We start from the raw sequence: 21,475 nt of genomic DNA, 5'->3' as shown, positions 1-21,475 counted from the left end.
CGCCCCCTTGCCCGCCAGGAAGGCGACCTGTGCCTACATGGCCCGGGGGCCCGGGACTGGGGCTGGCGGCATGAATGGCTCCGGGTGCGCGTTACAAGGATTCCCTCCGGCCTCCCCGCGGTGGTAATGCCGCGGCGCGTCTGGCCGCAGCCCCCTTTTCGTCAAGAGCATCGCCATGTTCAACATCATCAACGTCTCCAAGGCCTTCGGGCCCAAGAAGCTCTTCGAGGACGTGAACGTCTCGTTCTCGCCGGGCCGCCGCTACGGCCTCACCGGCCCCAATGGGGCGGGCAAGTCCACGTTCATGAAGATCCTCGCCGGGGACGAGGAAGCGGACATGGGCACCATCAGCCGGCCCAAGCGCCTGGGCATCCTGCGGCAGGACCACTTCCGCTACGACCAGGACCGCGTGCTGGACGTGGTGCTCATGGGCAACAAGCCCCTGTGGGAGGCCATGCAGGAGAAAAACACGCTCCTGGCCAAGGCGGACATCACCGAGGAGGACGGCAACCGCCTGGGCGAGCTGGAGGGTGTCATCGCCGAGGAGGATGGCTACGTGGCCGAGAGCGACGCGGCCACCCTGCTGGTGGGTCTGGGCATCGCGGAGAACTTCCACGAGGGCCCCATGCGGCAGCTCACCGGCGGCCTCAAGCTGCGCGTGCTGCTCGCCCAGGCGCTGTTCGGCAAGCCCGAGGGGCTGCTGCTCGACGAGCCCACGAACAACCTGGACATCGAGTCCATCCGCTGGCTGCAGAACTTCCTCACGAATTACGAGGGCGTCCTCATCACCATCAGCCACGACCGGCACTTCCTCAACGTCATCTGCACCCACATCGCCGACATCGATTACGAGACGATCATCCCGTACACGGGCGGCTATGACGACATGGTGATGCAGAAGGCGCAGATCCGCGGCCGCATCGAGTCCGAGACCGAGGAGAAGAAGAAGAAGATCGCCCAGCTCCAGGACTTCGTGGCCCGCTTCAGCGCCGGCACCCGCGCCTCCCAGGTGCAGAGCCGCAAGAAGCAGATCGAAAAGCTGCGCAGCGAGGACCTGAAGCGCTCCAACATCGCCCGGCCCTTCATCCGCTTCGACCAGAAGCAGGTCAGCGGCAAGCAGACGCTGATGATCGAAGGCATCCACAAGTCCTTCGACGGGGCGCCGGTCATCAAGCCCTTCAACGCCCTGGTGTGCAAAGGCGAGAGAATCTGCGTCATTGGCCGCAACGGCGTGGGCAAGTCCACCCTGGTGCGCATGATTGCCGGGCAGTTGGAGCCGGACGGGGGCAGCGTGAAGTGGGGCCACCAGGCCACCCTGGGCTACCTGCCGCAGGACCACCACGGCACCATCCGCAAGGGCACCACCGCCTTCGAGTGGATGCGCGACATCAACACCAAGCTCACCAACGAGGAGATCTCCGGCGTGCTGGGGCGGATGCTCTTCTCGGGCGAGGAGCGCATGAAGCCCACCGACACCCTGTCCGGTGGTGAGACGGTGCGGCTGCTGCTCTCCAAGCTGATGCTGACGCAGGACAACGTGCTGGTGTTCGACGAGCCCACCAACCACCTGGACCTGGAGTCCATCAGCGCGCTGGCCGACGGGCTCAAGAAGTTCGAGGGCACGGTCATCGTCGTCACGCACGACCAGGAGCTCATCTCCGAGGTGGCCACGCGCATCTGGTCGCTCAAGGGCAGCGGCCAGGAGGTGCTCGACTACAACGGGCCCTACGCCGAGTTCATGGAGAAGCACGCGGTGGACACGGACACGCGCCGCCGCTGAACCCGGGGCCTCCTGGCACACCCGCCAGGAGGCCTCGTGCGTCTGGGCTGGGAGCCCCGCTCAGGCGGGGTTTCCGCCCGGCTCCGCCGCCACGGGGGGCTGGCGCTTCAGGCGCGCCATGAACTTCAGGAGCAAGAAGCCTCCCAGGTAGAGGTACAGCGGGAAGAGCTCGAGCGAGGACGGCGAGACGCCGGGCTTGAGGAGAATCATCCCGATGAGCGCGGCCGAGCCCCCGAGTCCGTTATGGGTCGAGGCGATATAGGGGATGATCCACATCGTCTGCTTCTGCCGCCAGGCGCCCTTCTGGAGCTGGTAGGCATAGCGCAGCCCCATGTACGCCGTGGCCAGCAGGGCCAGCAGCACCGTGAGCGGCACGCCCGCGAAGTACAGCGGAATCAGCGACAGGTACGCCAGCACCATGCCCACGCCGTGAACCTTCACGGCGTTCTCGATGCCGATGCGCACCACCAGGGTCTTCTTCCAGGTCGTCGCATCGCTCTCCCAGTCGGCCATGTTCATGACCATCATCCGGATGTATTCGATGATGCCCAGCGGGACGAGCACCAGGAGCAAGGGATGGGGTTGCAGGCCGCCGCTCTGGAGGCAGTAGCCCAGCACGGGCACCAGGATGTTGAGCACCAGCGTCACGGTGGCCTCACCCAGGCCCAGCGCCTCCAGCTTGAAGGGCGGCGCGCTGTACTCCCACGAGAAGAAGATGGCCAGCAGGCACAGCACCCGGGCGCTCATCGTGGGCATGAGCAGCGCGAGCACGAGGGAGACCGCCGCCAGCGCGTACGCGAGCCGCAGGGACAGCTCGGGCGCCACCAGCCCCTTCACCAGCACCCGGCTGCCTCCCGTCCACGGCGAGGGCGACACGTTGGCCCGGTCCGGCTCCAGGTCGTAGTACTCGTTGCAGTAATGCGTCATCAGGTGGGTGACCCACGTGAAGAGCACACCGTGAACGAAGTGTCCCGCGTGGAGAGAGCCCCCCTCGAGCGTGGGGATGATGGCGCCCACGGTGTAAAGAATGGGGCTGTACAGAAGAAACTTCACGCGGCCCAGGGCCAGGAGGCGCTGGGTCAGGGAACTCGCGGTCATAAGCTGTCAGGGGATTGCACACCGGAGAGAGAAGCCGGTGCGCCCATGTCCTTTCGGGACTCCTTGTTAAACCTTGAATCCCAATATTCAAAATAAGACTTTATTATTTTGAACTCCCTGTTTTCCCTGAACGACCTTCCCTACACGCGAACAGGCCCATGAAAGGCCCTCGTTACCAAGCGCTCTTCACCGAGACCCGGCAGTGGTTGCGAGACGTGGGCCGGGGAGCACCGGTGCTGGCAGGTCTGGGCATGGGGCGCTTTGGGATGCTGCTGCTCGAGGCGATGCGACCGCACTACTTCGCCTTCGGCGGGGCGGCGGCCCTGGCGGGGGCGGCGGCCGTACCGGGCCCCGTGGACGTGGGCCGCGTGGCGCTCGCGGCCTTTGTGGCGGGCACGGGCTGGGGGGTGGGCCAGCTCTTCAATGACTTGCTCGACCGGGATACGGACGCCATCAATGCGCCTGGGCGCCCCCTGGCGGATGGGCGGCTGCCCGTGGGGCCCGTGCTGGCGGCGGCCCTGTTCCTGGGACTGCTCTTGCTCGCGGCGCTGCAAGCCCTCCATCCGGCCGCCTGGATTTTGGGGGCCACGGCGGTGGTGCTGCTCGTGGGCTACAACCAGGCCAAGGGCGTCCCGGTCCTCGGCAACCTCGTCTTCGGCTCCATCAACGCGGTCGCGGGAGGCATCGGGGTTCTGGCCCGGCTGCCGAGCCCGGAAGCCTCCCTGTCCCAGGCCTTCGAGTCCCTGGAGAAGGCACTGCCCCTGCTGGGACTGCTCCTGGGCATCAATGCCTGGTTCCTCCTGGCCAACTACGAGAAGGACCGCCTTGGAGACCGGGCCGCGGGCTACCGGACGCTTCCGTTGCTCCTGGGCGTGCGCGCCAGCGCCTTCCTGCGGGCCAGCGCCCTGCCCGCCCTGGCCCTGGGCGTGGTCCAGCGGGGCGCTGCCCCGGAGCTGCCCGGCCAGGTGGCGCTCACCGTGGCCGCGGTCCTGGGTGGGCTCTCGGTGCTCCCTTCGCTCTGGAGGGGGACGGATGAGGCCGCGCTGCGGGGCTACCGCCTGGCGGTCCCCGCCTCGTCGCTGGCCATGCTGGGATTGGCGGCGCCCCTGCTGGGCGGCGTGGGGTTGGCGATCGCCGCGCTGGCGAGCACGGCGCTGATGGAGGCCACCTTCCGGCGGACCCCCCATCCGTGATCAGGGAATGAACGCCAGGCTGAGGGTGCCGAAGAGATCCGGCCCTTGCTGATCATCGAACTCCTCGCTGCGCACCACCAGGGCGTACGTGAGCCGGGCGTTGCGGTAGGTGAGGCTCACGCCCGCCTCGGCATCCGCCACGAACACCCGCCGGGGCACCCGGGCGCTCTCGGCGAAGGTATTGCCGTCCAGAAAGAGATTGCGGGCCACCAGGCGGCCTTCGGCGCCCAGGTGAGCGGCCCACGCCCAGCTGTCCCGGCGCTCGAAGGTGCTGGCCCCCGGCAAGCCGGGGGAGATGCGCGCATGGCCAAAGTCTCCGGCCAGGCCCTTTCCCCAGCGTGCGCCCACCCCGCCGCCGCCATACGTGAACACGTTGCCCAGGCACACGGTGCCGTGCGCGGTCAGCTCGAAACCCGTCCGGTCCTCGGACGGGGGACGCCGCAGGCGGCGCTGACGCGAGAGCACCAGCGCCCCGCCCAGCTCGTTTTGCAGCTGCTTCTCCCAACCCCGGGGGGGCTTCATTCCCATGGCGCCATGGAGCCACTCCTGGGTGGGCTCCGCCAGGGAGGCCTTCCCCACCATTCCGAGGTGGAGCATGGCCGCATCGAGCCCCGCGCCCGAGACGCGGGCCAGTCCCCAGGAGCCATACAGCCACCCCGCGTAGGGCCGGTCCCGGTAACGGCGGGTGCGCAGCGCCACCCCGGCCGGCGTGTAGATGTTTTGCCCGAGCCCCAGGGCCCAGTGCACCCGCGCGTCCGGCTCGTGGCCCGGCAGGAGCGCCAGCCGCCGCATCCAATCGGGCGTCTGGTCCGCCGCCGACGTCCAGGACAGCTGGAGCCCGCTGGTGTAGTGCCGGTCCCGGCGCGAGACGTAGAAGTCGTTGTCCGTGTGAAGGGTCAGCGTGCCCAGGGACGTGTCCGCCTCCGCGGGGGCCCCCGCGAGCGCCAGGGCCAGCAGCAGCAGCCCGGACAGACTGGACGCAGGCCCTGCCCGGCTCTGCCTGCGCCTGCCCTGGCCGTCCACCGGAGCGCCCATCAGAGCCGCAGCTTCTTCACCGTGCTCTGGCCGGAGCGAATCTCCACCTCGATGACCGTGGAGATGTTCTTCGCCTCGTTGACGAGCTTGAGCTGGTGCTGTCCCGCAGGCAGGACATGGTCGATGAGGGGTGTGTCCCCCAGCTTCCGCCCGCGCAGGAACACGTGCGTCCAGGGCGTGGTGTCCAGCGTCAACCGGCCCATGGCCTTCCTTGACGTCTTGGACGCGGCGGCGGCCGACTCCTTCTCTGGAGGCACCGGCTCGGCCACGGGCGGCGGGGGCTCTGCGGCCAGCGCCAGCACCACCATGGTCCGCTCGCCCGGGTGGGCCAGCTTCACCCGGCGCTCCGCGGGGAGCCTCCCCTCCAGCGAGGCCGCCACCGTGTGCTCGCCCAGGGCAAGGGTGTCCAACCGCAAGGGAGAGCGCCCCACGTCCTTGCCATCCACCACGAGCCGGGCGCCGGGGGGCTCCGTCTCGATGGTGAGCACCGGCGGGGCAGGCGGTGTGGGGGCCGCCACGGCCACCGGCGCCGGAACCGGCTCCGTCCGCCGGGGCCACAGGAGCCCCAGGGCCCCTCCTCCCAGAGCGAGCGCAAGAGCCGCCACCGCCCCTGCGAGCCTCGCCCCCCGGCGCCGGAGCCACGGCTGCTCCAGCGTGGTCTCCTCCTCGGCCTGCGGGAGTGAGCCCGGCACCGAGGCCGCCGAGACGCCGCGCGCGGCCACCCGCTGGGCTCCCGAGGCGGACAGATCCCCGGAGCGGGCCGTATCGAGCAGCCGGGAGCGCTCCTGGATGCGCTCGCCAAACACCTCCGACATGTAGTGGGCCAGCTCGGCGGAGCCCGTGCCCTCGTTCTGACCGCGCAGCCACTCCTCCAGGGCGTGCTGGAAGTGGCGCGCCGTGGGGTAACGCTCGCCGGGCTGCCGGGCGAGCGCCCGGGCGATGAGGTGGCTCAGGGCCTCCGGCACCTCGGGGTTGCGCGTGTGGGCCAGCGGCAGCGGCTCCTCGCTGGCCACCGCCTGCAGCGCGGCGAGCGGCTCGGGGAACTTGAAGAGCCGCGAGCGCGTCACCAGCTCGAAGAGGATGACCCCCAGCGAGAAGATGTCGCTGCGCGCATCCAGGGGCTGACCCCGGGCCTGCTCGGGCGACATGTAGGCCGCCTTGCCTTTGACCTGTCCCGACAGGGTCTGGCTCTCCCGGGTGGCGGCCTTGGCGATGCCGAAGTCCAGGACCTTCACCACCCCGTCGTACGTCAGCAGGAGGTTCTGAGGGGACACGTCCCGGTGGACGATGCCGAGCAGCGCCCCATCCGGCCCCACCTTGGCGTGCGCGTAGCCAAGCCCCTCGGCGGCGCTCGCGATGATGCGGACCGCGTGGGAGAGGGGCAGTGGCCGCTTCTGGCGCATGCCCGTGCGCACCACGGAGGCCAGGTTCTCGCCCGGCAGGTACTCCATGGCGATGTAGAAGGCACCCTCCTCCTCGCCCAGGTCGAAGATCTGGACGATGTTCGGGTGGTTGAGCTGCGCGGCGAGCCGCGCCTCATCGAGGAACATCCCCACGAACTCGGGATCCGTGCCCAGCCCGTCCAGGATGCGCTTGATGACGATGAACTTCTCGAACCCCTTGGGTCCCACCTGGCGCGCGAGCCAGATCTCCGCCATGCCGCCCACCGCGAGCCGCGTCAGCAGGCTGTAGCGGCCCACCGTGAGCCCCTGCTGCCAGACCGCGAGGGCCTCGGGCCCAGCTGAGGGGGAGGGCATGTCGCTCACGTGGAAATTTTCTACGCGGCCTCCACCCCCTGTCAATTCTCGATTCTCGTCAATACCTGATTAATATCACCCGGCTTTGGCCTCTCCCCGCCCCTTCCTCGTGCTCACCGCTACCTTGCTCCTGGCCCCGCTGGCCTGGGGCGAGGCTCCCAATGCCGAGCTGCCCCGGGCACGCCGGCTCCTCGAGTCCCTGCGCTACGCCGAGGCCGCGCGTGCGCTGGACACCGCGCGCGCCCAGCTGGGCAACGACCGGGACACCCTGCTGGACATCCTGGAGCTCCAGGGCGTGGTGGCCGCCATGCTCCAGCAGCCCGCGAAGGCCCGCGCGGCGTTCCAGACCCTGCTGGTGCTCGCCCCGGACCGCCAGCTCAAGGGGGACTACGCCCCCCGGGTCGTCACCCCCTTCTTCGAGGCCAAGGCCTGGGTCACGGATCAACAGGCGGTGCTGCGGCTGGAGGCGGTCCCCCAGGCGGAGGGGACTCCATCCGTGGAGAGCCTCTCGGTGCGCACGCCGGTGGATCTGCTGAAGCTGGGCCGCACCGTGCGCTTCCATCTCAATGAGGCCGGGGCCCGGTGGAGGGAGCAGACGAGCCCCTTGCTGGAGGGCCAGGCGTCGGTGGCCGTGAGGGGGCATCAGGTGCGGTGGTGGGCCGAGTTGCTCGACGAGCGCCAGGCGGTCCTCTCCATGCTGGGCAGCGCCACGGCCCCCCTGACGGCGCGCCCCCCCCTGCCCCCTGCCTTCACGCCACAGGCCTCCCGGGCCGAAGAAGAAGCGCTCGGGCTGGAGAAGACCCCCCGCTCGCCCTGGCGGCGCGCGGCGTATGTGTGTCTGGGCGTGGCCGTGGGAAGCGGGGCCGCCGGGGGTTACTTCGGGCTGCGCTCGCGCAATGCCCGGGCGGACGTGGAGGGCGCCGCCGTGAATGATCAGGGCCTGACCACCGGCCTCACCCAGCGCGAGGCCTATGCGCTGGATGACCGGGCACGCTCGAACGCGCGGCTGGCCAACATCCTGTTCGGCGTGGCGGGCGCCACGGCACTGGCGGGAGGAACATTCTGGGTGCTGGGCGCCCCTGTGCAGGTCTCCGCCACCCCCGCGGGCGTGGTGCTCCAAGGTGAACTCCCATGAGCTGGTGCCCTTCCCTGCGAATCGTCCCTGTGCTCGTGCTGTTCCTCCTGGCCGCCGGGGCAGGCTGTAGCAGTGGCCCCACGGGGGCGGACTCGCGGCGCTTCGCCTGTACCGAGGACAGCGAGTGCGCGGCGGGCTTCGTCTGCCGCGAGAATGAGTGCCTCCCCGAGGAGACGCCCGGAACGCCCGATGGCGGCACGGACGCGGGCCCCTCGGATGGCGGCGAGCCGGATGGCGGACAGGACGGCGGGCCCGATTCGGGCATCCCGGATGGCGGGGACACCTCCATCCCCACCCGGCTTGCCTTCGGCAATTCGCAGCCCCCCCTCACGGTTGGACAGTGCTCCAACGCCGTGGAGGTCGAAACCCGGACCGAGACGGATATTGCAGCCCCCGTGCGGACCGCGACACTCCTCACCCTGAGCGCCAACCCCACCAACGGCATCACCTTCTACCGGGATGCGGCGTGCCAGACGCCCACCACCTCCGTGACGGTGGAGGCCGGTAGCAGCCGCGCCGCCTACTACGTCCGGGGAACCGTCGCCCAAACGTTCAGCCTGGGCGTGGTGGCCCAGGGGTTCTCCAATGCCAACCAAGGGTTGACCTTCCGCGCCGCGGCCCCCACGAACCTCGTCTTCGTCACCCCTGCCCAGACCCTGCCTGCGGGAGGTTGCTCCGCCCGGGTAGAGATCGAGGCACGCGATGCCTACGGCAACGCCGCGTCCTTCCCCTCCGCGCAGACGGTGGTGCTGAGGGCCCCGAACAGCGCGGGCGTGGCCTTCTTCGCCGACCCGGCATGTCAAACCGGCCTCAGCGAACAGGTGCTCGCCCCGGGGGCCTCCCGGGTGGCCTTTTACTTCAAGGGCCGGACAGGCGGCGCGTTCAACCTTTCCGCCATCGTGACGGAGCAGTTCTCCGTATTCCAGCGCGAGACCATTCTCCCCATGGTGCGCACGGGCTCCTGCTCCTTCTCCTCCTCCAGCACCCAGGAGCAGTGCAGAGTCTTCCCGGCGCAGCTCGATCTCTCGAAGACGATGCTGTTCTTCCAAACCAACTCCTACAACAACAATCCCTACACCTCGAGCGTGCGGTGTGCGCTGACGGCCCGGGACACCATCACGTGCAGCCGCAACGACGATGGGACCGAGGTCGACATTCTCTGGCAAACCGTGGAGCGCCCGTCCGGGCTCCAAGTCCAGCACATTCCCGTGCTTTGCAAGGGTGCCGTCACCCCGGTTCCCTTGTCTCCCGTCTCGAACCCCGAGCACACCTTCCTCTTGGTGAGCGCCGAGCAGGGAGGGACCACCCTGGGGGACGATGACTTCTTCACCGCCCGGCTAGTCTCGGCCAGCCAGGTGGATGTGGCCTTCAGCACGGCGTGCAACAGTGGCTGGAAAGCCTCACTCCAGGCCGTGGAGTCCCCGGACATCCGCGTCACCCGGGGCACCACGGACCGGATGACGGGCACCCAACTCACCGTCTCGGGGCTGGCCCCGGTGGACCTCTCCTCCACCGCGCTGCTCTTCACCCACCGGGTGTCCAACACGGACGCCCCTGTCCTGTGTGACCGGGTGCTGCGCGGCGAGCTCACCTCACCCACCACCATTACCTTCTCGCGAGGCGCGGGAAACTCCGCCTGCACCACCGCGTCCGTGGACGCCATCTCCTGGGAGCGCATCGCGTTCGGGGCCTCCGCGCGGACCCAGCACATCCCGGTCACCCTGAACGCTCCCGTCGAGAGCGACGACTTCGCCATCACCCCGGTGGACCCGACCCGCTCGCTCATCTTCGCCAGCGGGCAAGGGCCCTCCGGCCAGGCCTGGGGTGAAAGTTCGTACGCGAGCGACGACATCTCAGGTGCCGCCCTGGGCATGTTCGAGCTTGAAGGGGACTCGGAATTCGAGGCCTCACGGGGCGCCCCGCTGGGCACGGTGAGGTGGAACACCACCGTGGTGGAGTTCGAGCCCTGAGGCCGCCGGGCGCTCAGTACGCCACGCCGAAGCTGGCCGCCTGCGTTCTCACGCTCTTCATCACGTTGTCGTCGAAGCTGGCCTCCGTCTCCGCCACGTTCTTCTGGCGCCACGTGTCGCGCTCCGCCGCGAGCTTCGCCGCCCGCTCCTCCAGCGCCTTGCGCTCCGCCACCAGCGTCTTCACCTTCGCGGCCTGCTCCTGCTTGCTCAGGCCCTGGAGCGGCGCGGGCAGTTCGGCCTCCTTCACGCTCGCCAGCATCTCCGGCTTCTCGGCCAAATCCACCGCCCCGCCCACGGCCACGGGCGCGCTGCTCACCGCCCCGGCCCCGAGGGCACCCTTGCCCCGCGCCTTCTTCATGTAGCTGATGCGCTCGGCGGCGGACTCCGCAGGCAGGGCCGCCATCTGCGCCGCGCGGTCCCGGTTCTCGGCCTGCACCACCGCCGTGCCCGTGTAGAGCGTCTTCGCGGCGATCTTCCCGTTCACCTCCGCCAGCTCCGCGTCATAGGGCGTGGCCACCGCCAACATCCCCCCCGAGGAGTCGATCGAGTCGAACGTCCCATCCGTCAGCTTCGCCACGGCCTTCCAGGCCTTCTCCGTCTCGCCGTCGCTGCCACAGCGCACCGTGTTCACCACGATGCGCCGCTCCTTCGCCGCCTTCGACCATTGCTGGAAGTTCCACGCCTTCTCGCGGCTCGCCGGGGGCGCATCCCCCACCAGGAAGATGACCTTCATCGTCTCCCGGCCGCTGCTCCAGGACATCTTCGACACCGCCTCTCCCAGCCCCCGGCCCACGTGCTCCGGCGAGTCCCCGCCCCCGTCGGCGCGCAGCTGGCGCAGGTGGGTGAAGACCGTGTCCAGGTCCTCGCTCAAATCGAAGCGCTTCGTCACGTACTCATCGCCCACGTCCCGGTACGCCACCACGCCCACCTTCAGGCGCGGCGTGGGCTTTCCGGTGGCGATGCGCGAGGCGATGGAGAAGATCTTCTGCTTGGCGCCCTCCAGCAGGCTGCCCATGGAGCCCGTCGTGTCCAGCACGAAGACCACCTCGATCTGCGGGGCGGCGGCCTTCTGCGCGGCGGGGGGAGCCTCCTCGGCCAGGGCGCGGGGGGCGGAGAACACGGTGGTGGCGAGCGCGGCGGCCAGGAAGGGCCGGACCAGGAACTTCAGGGACATGGGAGAACTCCAGGGGGCAACAAGGAAGAGCGGTAGCGCGCGCGGTCTTCCCTGGAACGGACCAGCCCCCTGGAGGGTTTAAGGCCCTGCTTTTTTTCAGGTGGAGCGGGATCCCCGGCGCAGCAGGAAGATGCCCAGCCCCAGCCCCGCCGCCCACTTGACCGCGGACACCAGGGGGGTGTCCTTGAGGGGCATCGGCGCCGGCGGCACCGGCGGCGAGGGACGGAACTCCGTGGAGCCGGGCAGCTTGGCCCCCTTCTGCTCCGCCTCGGTCTTGGTCACCAGGGGCCCGCCCTGGTCCAGTTCCTTCTCGCCCGGCGCCTTCCCCTCGGGGGAGCGGTGCTCGAGGATGGCGTTGATCTCCGCGCCAATCAGGATGACCTGCGAGGAGATCCACATCCACATCAGCAGCACGATGACACCGCCGATGGCTCCGTAGTTCGCATCGTAGCTGCCGAAGTTCGCCACGTACTGGGAGAAGCCCCACGAGGCGAGCAGCCAGATGACGACACCGGCCACCGAGCCCGGGGTGATGAAGCGAAAGCGCTGCTTGACGTCCGGCAGGGCGAAGTAGAGCAACGCCCAGACGAACATCATCAGCACCCCCGCGACGGGCAGGCGCAGCCAGGTGACGAGCGTCGGGAACGGACCGCCAACCTTATCGGCCAGGGCAGGCGTCACCACCGCCGCCACCGCCGCGAGGATGGAGATGGCCGCCGTCACCAGCGTCACCAGCAGCGCCACGCCGCGAACCTTCCAGAAGGGACGCGACTCCTCCACGCCATAGGCCGTGTTGAGCGCCGTCATCAGCGCCACCATGCCGCCCGAGGCCGCCCAGACGGCGCCCACGCCGCCCAGTGTCAGCAAGCCCACGTTGTTGCTGGACGCCAACGCGTGGAGCCGGTCCCCGAGGATGGACACCACCTCCTTGGGGGCCACCCGGGACAGCTCCTGGATCAGCGCTTCGGCCTGAGCCGGGTCGATGATGACGCTGGCCAAGGAGACCAGGAACAGCAGGAACGGGAAGATCGCCAGGATCGCCGAGAACGTCAGCGAACCGGCCACGTCCCCCACCTTGTCCCGCGTGTACTCGTCCTTCAGCGCCTTGAAGAACTCTTTCCAGCTCATGCCCTTGCCTGGAAGAACCATTCCGCCTCCTCGACCGTGTTCGCAGGGAACAATGCGCACGGTGAGGAGGGCTGGCGGCGGCCCCATTCCAGCGTGCTTCAGGATGCACGCTGAGCAGGCAAGCAGGAGAGCCCCTGCCTTACTTCCCGTAGGTGGGCAGCAGCGGCGCGTCCTTCAGGCGCGTCGCCGCGGCATCCTTCGCGGACAGCTTCGGCTCGCCGGAGAGCGGCCAGGTGATGCCCAGGTCCGGATCATTCCACAGGATGGAGCGCTCGTTCTGGGGGGCGTAGAGCGCGGTGCACTTGTACTGGAAGTCCGCGGACTCCGAGGTGACGCAGAAGCCATGGGCGAAGCCCGGCGGCACCCAGAGCTGGCGCCGGTTCTCCGCGGACAGCTCCACCCCCACCCACTTGCCGAAGGTGGGCGAGCCCCGGCGGATGTCCACCGCCACGTCGAACACCGCGCCGGCCACCACCTGGACGAGCTTGCCCTGGGGCTGGGGCTCCTGGAAGTGAAGCCCCCGGAGCGTGCCCTTGGCCGAGCGCGAGTAGTTGTCCTGCACGAACGGCCCGGGAATGCCCGCGTCCGCGTAGCGCTGGGCGTGGAACGTCTCCAGGAAGAAGCCCCGGTCGTCTCCGAACACCTTGGGCTCGATGAGGAGCACCCCGGGAATGGCCGTCTCCGTCACCTTCACGACACCGCCCCCTTGTTCTCCAGGAGCGCCAGCAGGTACTGCCCGTACTCGTTCTTGCGCATGGGCTCGGCCAGCGCGGCCACCTGCGCGGCGGTGATGTAGCCCATGCGGTAGGAGATCTCCTCGGGGCACGCCACCTTGAGCCCCTGCCGGCGCTCGATGATCTCGATGTAGTTGGAGGCCTGCATCAGCGACTCGTGGGTGCCGGTGTCCAGCCACGCGTAGCCGCGGCCCATCAGCTCCACCTGGAGCTGGCCCCGGCGCAGGTACTCGGCGTTCACGTCGGTGATTTCGTACTCGCCGCGCTTGGAGGGCTTGAGCTGCGCGGCCACGTCCAGCACCTGGTTGTCGTAGAAGTACAGGCCCGTGACGGCGTAGTTGGACTTGGGCTGGGTGGGCTTCTCCTCGAGGCTCACCGCGCGGTTGTTCGCGTCCAGCTCCACCACGCCGTAGCGCTCCGGATCCTTCACGTAGTAGCCGAACACCGTGGCGCCCTGGCGCTGCTTGCCGGCCCGCTGCAGCATGTCGGTGAAGCCGTGGCCGTAGAAGATGTTGTCGCCCAGGATGAGGCACACGGGCTCATTGCCCACGAACTGCCGGCCAATCACGAACGCCTGCGCCAGGCCGTCGGGCCGGGGCTGCTCGGCGTACTCGAAGCGCACGCCCCACTGCTCGCCGGTACCCAACAGCTCGCGAAAGCGCGGCAGGTCCGTGGGCGTGGAGATGATGAGAATCTCCCGGATCCCCGCCAGCATCAGCGTGGTGACCGGGTAGTAGATCATCGGCTTGTCGTAGACGGGCAGAAGCTGTTTGCTGACGACGCGCGTCAGCGGGTACAGGCGCGTGCCTGAACCGCCGGCGAGAACAATCCCTTTCATCATGCACCTCGGACAGGCGTGGTTCCGGCCTTCCACGCCGCATGAAACCGCTGCAGTGACTCGTTGAGCGCGAGGGGCTTCGCCTGGAGCTGGGCCCTCGCCTTGTCCGCCTTCAGCCCGCTGTGCAGCGGGCGGGGGCTGGCCAACTTCAAATCCGCCATGCGCGAGGGCACGAGCAGGCCCGGGTCGAACCCGAACACCTCGCACAGCGCACGGCCAAAAGAGACGCGGTTCACCACCTCGCCACCGCACGTGTTCCAGATGCCGCCCAGCTTGCGCTCGCCCAGCTCCACCAGCATCGCCGCCACGCTGTCGGCGAGGCTCGGCGCGACGAACTGATCCTCGAAGAGCTTGACGGTCTGCCCCTTCTCCAGCGCGCCCACCAGCCAGGCGCCGAAGTTGGGGCGGCCCGCGGGCGGCCAGCCGTACACCACTGCCGTGCGGGCAATGGCGCACCCGGGCACGAAGGACTGCGCGGCCTGCTCCCCCATGTGCTTCGTGAGGGCGTAGACGCCGCGCGGGTTGGGGCGGGCCTCCTCATCGTAGGGCCCCGCGTTGCCGTCGAAGACGTAGTCCGTGGAGACGTGCACCAGGTGGGCGCCCACCTTGCGCGCGCCCTTGGCCACGGCCATGGCGGCGGTGACGTTCGCGGCGTAGGCCTGGTCCGGCGCCCGCTCGCACGCGTCCACCTCCGTCATGGAGGCAGGGTGGATGACGGCGTCGGGCGCCGCGGTGTCGAGGGCGGTGAGGACGTCCGCCTCCAGGGTGAGGTCCACCGGGATGTAGCGGTGGGCCCCGCCCGTGCGCCGCGCGCCCCGGCCGATCCCCACCACCTCGTGGCCCCGCTGCTCCAGCTGGGCGCAGACGCGGCTGCCGACCAGCCCGTTGGAACCCGTGACGACAAAGCGCATGGTGACGGCTCCGGAAGGCCTAGCCCTTGAGGCGGGCGCGGTACTGGGTCTCGAAGTACTGGCGGTAGGTGCCGCTCATCACCCGCTCCCACCAGGAGGGGTGATCCACGTACCACTTCACGGTCTCGGCCAGCCCCTGCTCGAAGGTCTGCGAGGGCGTCCACCCCAGCTCCGCCTTGATCTTCGACGGATCAATGGCGTAGCGGCGGTCATGGCCGGGCCGGTCCTTCACGAACTTGATGAGCGACTCGGGCTTGCCCACCAGGCCCAGCACCGCCTTGACGATGTCGATGTTCTTGCGCTCGGCCCCGCCGCCGATGTTGTAGACCTCGCCGGCCTTGCCCTTCTCCAGCGCGCGCAGGAGCGCCGAGCAGTGGTCCTCCACGTGGAGCCAGTCGCGCACGTTGCCACCGTCGCCGTACACGGGCAGCGGCTTGTCGTGCAGCGCGTTGACCACCATCAGGGGGATGAGCTTCTCGGGGAACTGGTAGCGCCCGTAGTTGTTCGAGCAGCGCGTCACCACCACGTCCATGCCGAAGGTGTGGTGGTAGGCCAGGGAGATGAGATCCGAGCTCGTCTTGGAGGAGGAGTACGGGCTGGAGGGCTGGAGCGGCGACTGCTCGGTGAAGGCGCCCGTGGGGCCCAGCGAGCCGTACACCTCATCCGTGGACACCATGAGGAAGCGCTTGATGCCGCGCGAGCGGCAGGCCTCCAGCAACCGCTGGGTGCCCAGCACGTTGGTGGTGACGAACACCTCGGGCCCCAGGATGGAGCGGTCCACGTGGCTCTCGGCGGCCAGGTGCATCACCGCGTCGATGGAGTGCTGGACGAGCAGGTGCTCGATGAGATCCTGGCTCCCGATGTCCCCGCGGACGAAGACGTGCTGGGGGTCCCCCTCCAGCTCGGCCAGGTTCTCGAGGTTGCCCGCGTACGTGAGCTTGTCGAGGTTGACGACCTTCCAGCCGGGCCGGTGCTTCCGCAGATATTTGACGAGGTTGGAGCCGATGAATCCGCAACCACCTGTAACGAGAACATTCATGAACGCGCGGGACTCCACGAAAGCGAGGCACCCTGCGTATCGGAGTGAACTCCCCTGCGTCAAGACGCACCTGAGGAGGGCTTGTACATCCCCGGGGACGGGCGCTAAGGGGGGCTCATGGTGTTCGGCCTCTTGAGCCACCGTCCCGCCGGGGGCGCGCAACTGCCCGCGGTCCACCAGCTCGTGCCCCGGCTGGCCTGGGGCGACGCGGTGGGCAACCAGGTGCGGTACCTCCAGGCCCTGCTCCGGGACTGGGGCCACCCGTCGGAGATCTTCGCGGACCAGTGGGACGCGTCCTGTGAACAGCAGGCCCGCCCGGCCGCGCGGCTGCCCCGGGAGATGCGCGCCGGGGACATGATGCTGGTCCACCACAGCTTCGAGTCCCGGCTGGTGCCCCTGCTGCGGCGGACCCCAGGCCGCAAGGCGCTCGTGTACCACAACATCACCCCGGCCCGGCTCTTCGAGGGCTTCGACCGGAAGCTGGCGCTTGCCTGCACGGCAGCCCGGGACGAGCTGCTGGCGCTCCAGCCGATGATGGAGCGGGCCTACGCGTACTCCCACTTCAGCGCCGAGGAGCTCCAGGCGGCGGAGTACCCCGCCGTGTCCGTGCTGCCCTTCGCGGTGGACTGGCGGGCCTTCGACGTGACCCCGGACGAGGCGCTGAAGGCCGAGCTGCTGGAGGATGGCTGCGTCAACATCCTCTTCGTGGGCCGCGCCGTGCCGAGCAAGCGGATCGACGGCGTGCTGCGTGCCTTCACGGCCTACCAGCGGCTCTATCAACCTCACAGCCGGTTGATCCTCGCCGGCTACCTCAACCGCGAGACGCCCTATGGGGCCGCGCTCCTGGGCGTGAAGGAGCTGCTCGGTGCCGGGCGGGTGCGGCTGCTCGGCCGGGTGAGCGCCGCCCAGCTCTCGGCCTGCTATGCGGCGGCCACGGCGTACCTCTCCCTGAGCCGGCACGAGGGGTTCGGGGTGCCACTGCTCGAGGCCATGTACCGCCACGTGCCCGTTGTCGCCTATGGCGCCGCGGCCATCCCCGAGACGCTGGGCGGCACGGGCATCACCACGCTCACCGACCAACCCGAGGCCATCGCCCAGGTGCTCGCCGTGCTGGAGCGCCGGCAGGACTTGCGCCAGCGGCTCATCGCGGGGCAGCAGGAGCGGCTGCGGGCCCTCTCCCAGGAGACGGTCGCCGCGCAGGTCCGCGAAGGGCTCCGGCCGTTTCTGGAGGGGAGCAAGCGGCCCTCCCCCGCCCCGTCCCCGGCGTCCGTGGAGATTGTCTGCCCCACCCTGTCCCGGTGGCCCCAAGCCCCGCTGTCCCTGCTGGGCCAACAGCTCGCCGCGAGCCTCCCGGGCGCACGCCTGTGCACGCTGCACCCCACCCCGGCCTCCGGCCCCTCCGAGCTGAAGGCGGATGGGAACGTGTGGCGGTTCATGCCGGATCAACCCCTTCCCGCCGATGCGGCGGAGCCCCTGCCGGGCTCGTCCTCCCTGGAGATGGCGCTTCGGCGCTCTCCGGCCCCCGTCGTCTTCCTGGGCGCGGATACGGAGGTGGCCCGGGCGGCCCTGCCCTACGTTGCCTCCCGCGCCTGGGGCATCCGGGAGGCCGCGGGCGCACCCGGCGCGTTTGCCCAGGGCAGACCGCTGGCCCACCGGCTGCTGACGCTGGATGCGGCCACCCCCGACACCCTGGTGGCCTTGCTGCGCGAGGCGCTGGCCACCTTCCGGAGAGACCATGCGCGTGGATGAACTGCTGATGGAGCCCACCCTGGCCCAGGAGCTGGCGGACGAAGTGGCGCGCCTTCCCGTGCCGCCCGCCCAGGAACAGGAATGCCTGCGCCACCAGCTCGAAGCCTCGGAGCGGCCGCCGCAGGACACCGCCTGGCCCCAGGTGCTCCAGGCGCCCCGCGAGAAGCAGGACACCCGCTACGCGGATCCCGCCACGTCCCACCGGCCCGTGGTGGGGCCCGTGCTCGTCTTCGCCAAGCGCTCCTTCCGGCGGCTTTTCCAGCCGTTCATCAACGAAGTGATGCGCCGCCAGGTGGAGTTCAACGAGGCCCTCCTCGACTCGCTGGCCCTCATTTATGACGAGCAGCGCGAGAACGCGCGTGCCCAGGCCGCCTGGCGCAAGGACATCACCGAGCGGCTGGAGCGGCTCGAGCAGGCCCGGCCCCCGGACCGCGAGCGCTGAGCCTCACCGTTCGCCCGGCTCCACGTAGCACTCGGCCGGCATGCCGCTGAGCCGCTGCATGGTGACGTGGCCGAAGGACAGGTGAAGATCCTCCACGAGCTGCACGTCATTCACGGCCACGTGCAGCACGTTCTGCGCGAGCGGCTTCAGCTGGCCCCCGTCGTACCCCACCAGACCCAGGGTGATGCCGCCGTTCTCGTTGGCCCACCGGATGGCGTTGAGCACGTTGGGCGAGTTGCCGCTGCTGGAGATGCCAATCACCAGGTCGCCCGGCCGCATGAAGTTCTTCAGCGGCTCCTCGAAGATGGCCGCGTAGGACACGTCGTTGGCGTAGGCCATCAACGTGGGCACGTTGTCGTTGAGGCAGATGGCCCGGATGCGATGCTCTCGCGTGTAGGAGACGCCCTTGTTCCAGTCGCACACGAAGTGGGAGGCGGTGGAGCCGCTGCCGCCATTGCCCATCGTGAAGATCTGCTTGTCCGCTTTCCAGGCGGCCTCGATGAGCCCCGTGCAGAAGTCCACCTGGGCGTAATCGAGCGCGAGGATGGCCTTCACCATCCGGCTGTAATACGCCTTGCTGTACGACATGGGCTCCTCCGCCAGGGTTCCTACTGCGCGAAGATGATGGAACTACCGCGGGGCTCGAAATGGAAGTCCATGCGCCGCAAATCTCCCAGGGCCTGGGCGATGGCGGGGTGAGCCTCCTCGGGCGCATAGAACAGCAGGAACCCCGCCGAGCCTGCACCCAGGAGCTTGCCGCCCAGAGCCCCGGCGTGACGGGCCTTCTCGTACCACGCGTCGATGGCGGGCGTGCTCACCGCGTCCACCAGGCTCTTCTTCAGCACCCAGTTGGTGTGGAGCAGCTCTCCCACGGCCTCCAGGTCACCCTGTTCGAGCGCCCGCTTGAACTCGTGGGCGAGACGCACCATGTGACGCAGCACGTCCTGCTTGTCCCGGTTGCCGCGAACCGCCTCCTGCTGCGCCTGGAGGATGGTGGAAGCCCTGCGGGTGAGGCCCGTGTAGAAGCAGAGGGTGCGGCGCTGAAAGGTCCGCACCGTCTCCGGAGCACACTCGACCGGCTGGACGGACACGGAGCCGTCCGCGTGGAACTGGATGAAGTTCAGTCCCCCGTGGGCGGCCGCGTACTGGTCCTGCTTGCCGATGGGCTCCTGGAGGATGTCGAGTTCCAGCGCGCAGGCCTCGCGGGCCAGCGTCTCGGCATTCACCGCCTGGCCCTGGTACGCATGGAGCGACTGGAGCAAGCCCACCGCGAAGGAGCTGGAGGAGCCCAGCCCCGTGCCCTGGGAGGGAACGTCGGAGATGGAGGTGAGCTCCAGGCCCCCCGGAATCTTCAGCAGCCGCAGGGCCTCACGGACCAGGGGGTGCGTGATCGCCTCGACGCTGGCGGCCTCTTCCGTCCTCGCGTGGCTGACGCGGATGGCGTCATCGAACTTCTTGTGGATGGTGACGTAGATGTACTGGTCGATGGTGGTGGAGACGACCGCCCCTCCATGCTCGCGGTAGAACGAGGGCAGGTCGCTGCCCCCGCCCACGAAGCTCATCCGCAGCGGCGTCCGGCTGATGATCATGGCCCTGTCTCCACGATGACGTGCGCCCGCTCTCGCGTGGCCCGGATGCGTGGGTTCTCGTGCACCTCCCGCTCGGCGTAGCGGGCCAGGGCCCCCTCCTCGGACGCCGTCCCGCGCCACCGGTAGTCCCGAAGGAAGCGCTCCCGGCGCACCGCCTCGTCACAGGTGACGAACAGCTTGAGGCCCAGCACCCGCTCCAGGCCGGGCACGTCCAGCGCCACCACGCCCTCCACCAGGACGATCTCTCCGGGCTGCACGGCCAGCACCTCCCCATCCGGGTGCGAGGTGCGCGTGGAGCGCTCGTACCGTGGCATCCGCACGGTGTGGCTTCCGGTGCGGGAGGCGAGCGGCGCGAGGGCCGCCTCGATGGCCGGATAGTCGTAGCTGTGGTGCGGCCCGGGTCCACCACGCTCCGCCTCGGAGCGGATCCACGCATCCAGCGGGACGATGCAGGCCTGGAGCCCCCGCTCGCGGAGGAGCTCGCGCAAGACCGACGCGGAGCTGCTCTTGCCCGAGTGGGCCAGCCCGGCAAGGCCCACGAGCTGTCCGGGGAGGATGCGCCCGGCCACGGCCTCCAGGCGGCGCCGGTGCACCTCGTGCCCCTGGAGGATGTAGTCCACCGCATCCCCGAGCGCGTGGAAGATGAAGTCTGGCCGGTCCGGAAACCGCCCATCGCGCCCCGCCTCGCCGGTACGCATCAGGATGGAGCGAACGCCCGCCGCATGGGCCGTGCGCACATCCACCGTGCTGTCGCCAATGAGCCACGAGCGGGGCAGCGCGAGGGACAGGTCCTTCGCCGCCCGCTCCAGCATCCCCGGGGCGGGCTTGCGGCAAGCACAGCGAATCTTCAGCTCGCGCCGCTCGCCCGGGAACCCCGCATCCGGATGGTGGGGGCACCAGTAGAGGCGGTCGAGGTAGGCGCCCTCCCGGCCCAGCAGCGTCTCCAGCTTGTTGTGGATCTGCTGGAGCGTGGCCTCGGTGGCCTCCCCCCGGGCGATGACCGGCTGGTTGGTCACCAGCACCGTGCGGTACAGGGACTGATTGAGCCGCCGCAGGGCCGCGCCCACCCCGTCCAGCAGGTGGAGCTGTCCGGGGGTCCGGATGTAGCCATCCTCCCGGAGGAGCGTTCCGTCGCGGTCCAGGAACACCGCCGGTTGGGGAACGCTCAGCGAGCGCTGGGCGGGCTTTCCCGCGCGCCAATCCGCCAGCCCCCGGGCGTACCGCTCCGGGGTGCCCAGGTCCTTGATGTACTCGGGGCTCTCGTAGCCCAGGAAGAACCGGCCCTGGCGGTGCAGCTCGGGAAACAGGTGCTTGGCGAAGTCGATGACGCGGGGCGGTTTTGTACACTCTGGCAGCGCGCGCTTCTCGACGACGTAGAGCGCCGCGTTGACCCGGTTGGGCAACCACGTGTCCGGTGGGTGGGGATAGCCATGGAAGGCGAGCACCCGGCCCGCCGCGTCCACTTCCACGACATCCGAGTCCGCCGGATGATCATTCGGGTGCAGAAAGAGCGTGACGTCCGCCCCGGCGGCGGCGTGCGCGGCCCAGAACCGGTCCAGGTCCACATCCAGCAGGGTGTCGCCGTACATGACCAGGAAACGCTCGGCGAGCAGCGCCCGGCCCTCCATCACCGCCCCCGCCGTGCCCAGCGGCTGGGACTCGCGGTGGTACACGAGGCGGATGCCCAGCGAGGCCCCATCCCCGAAGAAGGACTCGATGGCCTCTGCCCGGTAGCCCGTGAAGAGCACCGCCTCGGTGAAGCCATAGCGGCGCGCCAGCTCCAGCTGGTGTTGCAGCAGCGGCTTGCCCCCCACGTCCATCATGGGCTTGGGCAGTCCCCCCAGCTGAGCGCCCAGCCGGGTCCCCTTCCCTCCGGCCAGGATGACCACCTGCTTCATGGCCT

The 21,475-nt window shown here is 69.4% G+C and carries 18 protein-coding genes; 6 read left to right on the top strand and 12 right to left on the bottom strand.

Features of this window, described 5'->3' with window-relative positions; translation table 11 throughout:
• Positions 1 to 175: 175 nt before the first annotated feature.
• Positions 176 to 1,780, top strand: coding sequence for an ABC-F family ATP-binding cassette domain-containing protein (locus KY661_RS17950; protein ID WP_225411363.1), 1,605 nt, complete (start codon positions 176 to 178; stop codon positions 1,778 to 1,780).
• A gap of 60 nt (positions 1,781 to 1,840) precedes the next feature.
• Here KY661_RS17950 and KY661_RS17945 read toward each other — a convergent pair whose 3' ends face one another.
• Positions 1,841 to 2,878: a prenyltransferase gene (locus KY661_RS17945; RefSeq protein ID WP_225411362.1), complete on the bottom strand. Its 1,038-nt coding sequence runs from the start codon at positions 2,876 to 2,878 to the stop codon at positions 1,841 to 1,843.
• 158 nt (positions 2,879 to 3,036) lie between these two features.
• Here KY661_RS17945 and KY661_RS17940 point away from each other — a divergent pair, with 158 nt between their 5' ends.
• The gene (locus KY661_RS17940) at positions 3,037 to 4,071 is read left to right on the top strand and encodes a UbiA family prenyltransferase (RefSeq protein WP_225411361.1); all 1,035 of its coding nucleotides are present in this window, start codon (positions 3,037 to 3,039) and stop codon (positions 4,069 to 4,071) included.
• Here the strand turns inward: KY661_RS17940 and KY661_RS17935 are convergent, their stop codons facing one another.
• Together KY661_RS17935 and KY661_RS17930 are read right to left on the bottom strand one after the other, a co-directional pair.
• Positions 4,072 to 5,106 (bottom strand): lipid A deacylase LpxR family protein, encoded by a 1,035-nt coding sequence (locus KY661_RS17935; protein ID WP_225411360.1) that lies wholly within the window; start codon positions 5,104 to 5,106, stop codon positions 4,072 to 4,074.
• Positions 5,106 to 6,863, bottom strand: coding sequence for a serine/threonine-protein kinase (locus KY661_RS17930; RefSeq protein ID WP_225411359.1), 1,758 nt, complete (start codon positions 6,861 to 6,863; stop codon positions 5,106 to 5,108). The genes KY661_RS17935 and KY661_RS17930 overlap by 1 nt, the downstream gene beginning before the upstream one ends.
• An 85-nt stretch (positions 6,864 to 6,948) precedes the next feature.
• Between KY661_RS17930 and KY661_RS17925 the strand changes: the two genes are divergently transcribed.
• Entirely contained in the window at positions 6,949 to 7,998 is a 1,050-nt protein-coding gene (locus tag KY661_RS17925; protein ID WP_225411358.1) for a hypothetical protein, read from the top strand.
• Positions 7,995 to 9,968 (top strand): hypothetical protein, encoded by a 1,974-nt coding sequence (locus tag KY661_RS17920; protein WP_225411357.1) that lies wholly within the window; start codon positions 7,995 to 7,997, stop codon positions 9,966 to 9,968. The genes KY661_RS17925 and KY661_RS17920 overlap by 4 nt, the downstream gene beginning before the upstream one ends.
• A 13-nt stretch (positions 9,969 to 9,981) precedes the next feature.
• On the opposite strand, the gene KY661_RS17915 is transcribed toward KY661_RS17920, so the two are convergent.
• From KY661_RS17915 to rfbB, 6 genes are all read right to left on the bottom strand, one after another.
• The gene (locus KY661_RS17915) at positions 9,982 to 11,142 is read right to left on the bottom strand and encodes a vWA domain-containing protein (RefSeq protein ID WP_225411356.1); all 1,161 of its coding nucleotides are present in this window, start codon (positions 11,140 to 11,142) and stop codon (positions 9,982 to 9,984) included.
• A gap of 96 nt (positions 11,143 to 11,238) precedes the next feature.
• Positions 11,239 to 12,291 (bottom strand): YihY/virulence factor BrkB family protein, encoded by a 1,053-nt coding sequence (locus KY661_RS17910; protein ID WP_225411355.1) that lies wholly within the window; start codon positions 12,289 to 12,291, stop codon positions 11,239 to 11,241.
• A gap of 118 nt (positions 12,292 to 12,409) precedes the next feature.
• Positions 12,410 to 12,964, bottom strand: coding sequence for a dTDP-4-dehydrorhamnose 3,5-epimerase (rfbC, locus tag KY661_RS17905; protein WP_225411354.1), 555 nt, complete (start codon positions 12,962 to 12,964; stop codon positions 12,410 to 12,412).
• Positions 12,961 to 13,842 (bottom strand): glucose-1-phosphate thymidylyltransferase RfbA, encoded by an 882-nt coding sequence (gene rfbA / locus KY661_RS17900; protein WP_075008304.1) that lies wholly within the window; start codon positions 13,840 to 13,842, stop codon positions 12,961 to 12,963. The genes rfbC and rfbA overlap by 4 nt, the downstream gene beginning before the upstream one ends.
• The gene (locus tag KY661_RS17895; protein WP_225411353.1) at positions 13,842 to 14,753 is read right to left on the bottom strand and encodes an SDR family oxidoreductase; all 912 of its coding nucleotides are present in this window, start codon (positions 14,751 to 14,753) and stop codon (positions 13,842 to 13,844) included. The genes rfbA and KY661_RS17895 overlap by 1 nt, the downstream gene beginning before the upstream one ends.
• Positions 14,754 to 14,772: 19 nt before the next feature.
• A complete protein-coding gene (gene rfbB / locus KY661_RS17890; protein ID WP_225411352.1) occupies positions 14,773 to 15,792 on the bottom strand; it encodes a dTDP-glucose 4,6-dehydratase in 1,020 nt (339 codons plus the stop codon).
• 117 nt (positions 15,793 to 15,909) lie between these two features.
• Between rfbB and KY661_RS17885 the strand changes: the two genes are divergently transcribed.
• Both KY661_RS17885 and KY661_RS17880 read left to right on the top strand, forming a co-directional pair.
• Entirely contained in the window at positions 15,910 to 17,541 is a 1,632-nt protein-coding gene (locus tag KY661_RS17885; RefSeq protein ID WP_225411351.1) for a glycosyltransferase, read from the top strand.
• On the top strand, positions 17,528 to 17,983 hold the full coding sequence (locus tag KY661_RS17880; protein WP_225411350.1) for a hypothetical protein: 456 nt from the start codon (positions 17,528 to 17,530) through the stop codon (positions 17,981 to 17,983). Before KY661_RS17885 ends, KY661_RS17880 begins: the two co-directional genes overlap by 14 nt.
• Before the next feature lie 3 nt (positions 17,984 to 17,986).
• Here KY661_RS17880 and KY661_RS17875 read toward each other — a convergent pair whose 3' ends face one another.
• The 3 genes from KY661_RS17875 to KY661_RS17865 are packed head-to-tail and all read right to left on the bottom strand — an operon-like array spanning position 17,987 to position 21,470.
• On the bottom strand, positions 17,987 to 18,571 hold the full coding sequence (locus KY661_RS17875) for a D-sedoheptulose-7-phosphate isomerase (RefSeq protein ID WP_225411349.1): 585 nt from the start codon (positions 18,569 to 18,571) through the stop codon (positions 17,987 to 17,989).
• 20 nt (positions 18,572 to 18,591) lie between these two features.
• Positions 18,592 to 19,572, bottom strand: a complete 981-nt coding sequence (locus KY661_RS17870; RefSeq protein WP_225411348.1) for a GHMP family kinase ATP-binding protein — start codon at positions 19,570 to 19,572, stop codon at positions 18,592 to 18,594.
• On the bottom strand, positions 19,569 to 21,470 hold the full coding sequence (locus KY661_RS17865; RefSeq protein ID WP_225411347.1) for an HAD-IIIA family hydrolase: 1,902 nt from the start codon (positions 21,468 to 21,470) through the stop codon (positions 19,569 to 19,571). Before KY661_RS17865 ends, KY661_RS17870 begins: the two co-directional genes overlap by 4 nt.
• Positions 21,471 to 21,475 lie beyond the last annotated feature (5 nt).

Source organism: Allostigmatella hybrida (assembly GCF_020103775.1).
Lineage (GTDB): Bacteria > Myxococcota > Myxococcia > Myxococcales > Myxococcaceae > Hyalangium > Hyalangium aurantiaca.
The sequence above is the reverse complement of the archived record's forward strand: the minus strand, read 5'-3'. Positions and strand labels throughout refer to the sequence as shown.

Bases quoted from the DNA above. Each gene is read 5' to 3' on its own strand.
- KY661_RS17950 (WP_225411363.1), top strand. From the start codon at position 176: ATGTTCAACATCATCAACGTCTCCAAGGCCTTCGGGCCCAAGAAGCTC.
- KY661_RS17945 (WP_225411362.1), bottom strand. From the start codon at position 2,878: ATGACCGCGAGTTCCCTGACCCAGCGCCTCCTGGCCCTGGGCCGCGTG.
- KY661_RS17940 (WP_225411361.1), top strand. From the start codon at position 3,037: ATGAAAGGCCCTCGTTACCAAGCGCTCTTCACCGAGACCCGGCAGTGG.
- KY661_RS17935 (WP_225411360.1), bottom strand. From the start codon at position 5,106: ATGGGCGCTCCGGTGGACGGCCAGGGCAGGCGCAGGCAGAGCCGGGCA.
- KY661_RS17930 (WP_225411359.1), bottom strand. From the start codon at position 6,863: ATGCCCTCCCCCTCAGCTGGGCCCGAGGCCCTCGCGGTCTGGCAGCAG.
- KY661_RS17920 (WP_225411357.1), top strand. From the start codon at position 7,995: ATGAGCTGGTGCCCTTCCCTGCGAATCGTCCCTGTGCTCGTGCTGTTC.
- KY661_RS17915 (WP_225411356.1), bottom strand. From the start codon at position 11,142: ATGTCCCTGAAGTTCCTGGTCCGGCCCTTCCTGGCCGCCGCGCTCGCC.
- KY661_RS17910 (WP_225411355.1), bottom strand. From the start codon at position 12,291: ATGGTTCTTCCAGGCAAGGGCATGAGCTGGAAAGAGTTCTTCAAGGCG.
- rfbA (WP_075008304.1), bottom strand. From the start codon at position 13,842: ATGAAAGGGATTGTTCTCGCCGGCGGTTCAGGCACGCGCCTGTACCCG.
- KY661_RS17895 (WP_225411353.1), bottom strand. From the start codon at position 14,753: ATGCGCTTTGTCGTCACGGGTTCCAACGGGCTGGTCGGCAGCCGCGTC.
- rfbB (WP_225411352.1), bottom strand. From the start codon at position 15,792: ATGAATGTTCTCGTTACAGGTGGTTGCGGATTCATCGGCTCCAACCTC.
- KY661_RS17885 (WP_225411351.1), top strand. From the start codon at position 15,910: ATGGTGTTCGGCCTCTTGAGCCACCGTCCCGCCGGGGGCGCGCAACTG.
- KY661_RS17880 (WP_225411350.1), top strand. From the start codon at position 17,528: ATGCGCGTGGATGAACTGCTGATGGAGCCCACCCTGGCCCAGGAGCTG.
- KY661_RS17875 (WP_225411349.1), bottom strand. From the start codon at position 18,571: ATGTCGTACAGCAAGGCGTATTACAGCCGGATGGTGAAGGCCATCCTC.
- KY661_RS17870 (WP_225411348.1), bottom strand. From the start codon at position 19,572: ATGATCATCAGCCGGACGCCGCTGCGGATGAGCTTCGTGGGCGGGGGC.
- KY661_RS17865 (WP_225411347.1), bottom strand. From the start codon at position 21,470: ATGAAGCAGGTGGTCATCCTGGCCGGAGGGAAGGGGACCCGGCTGGGC.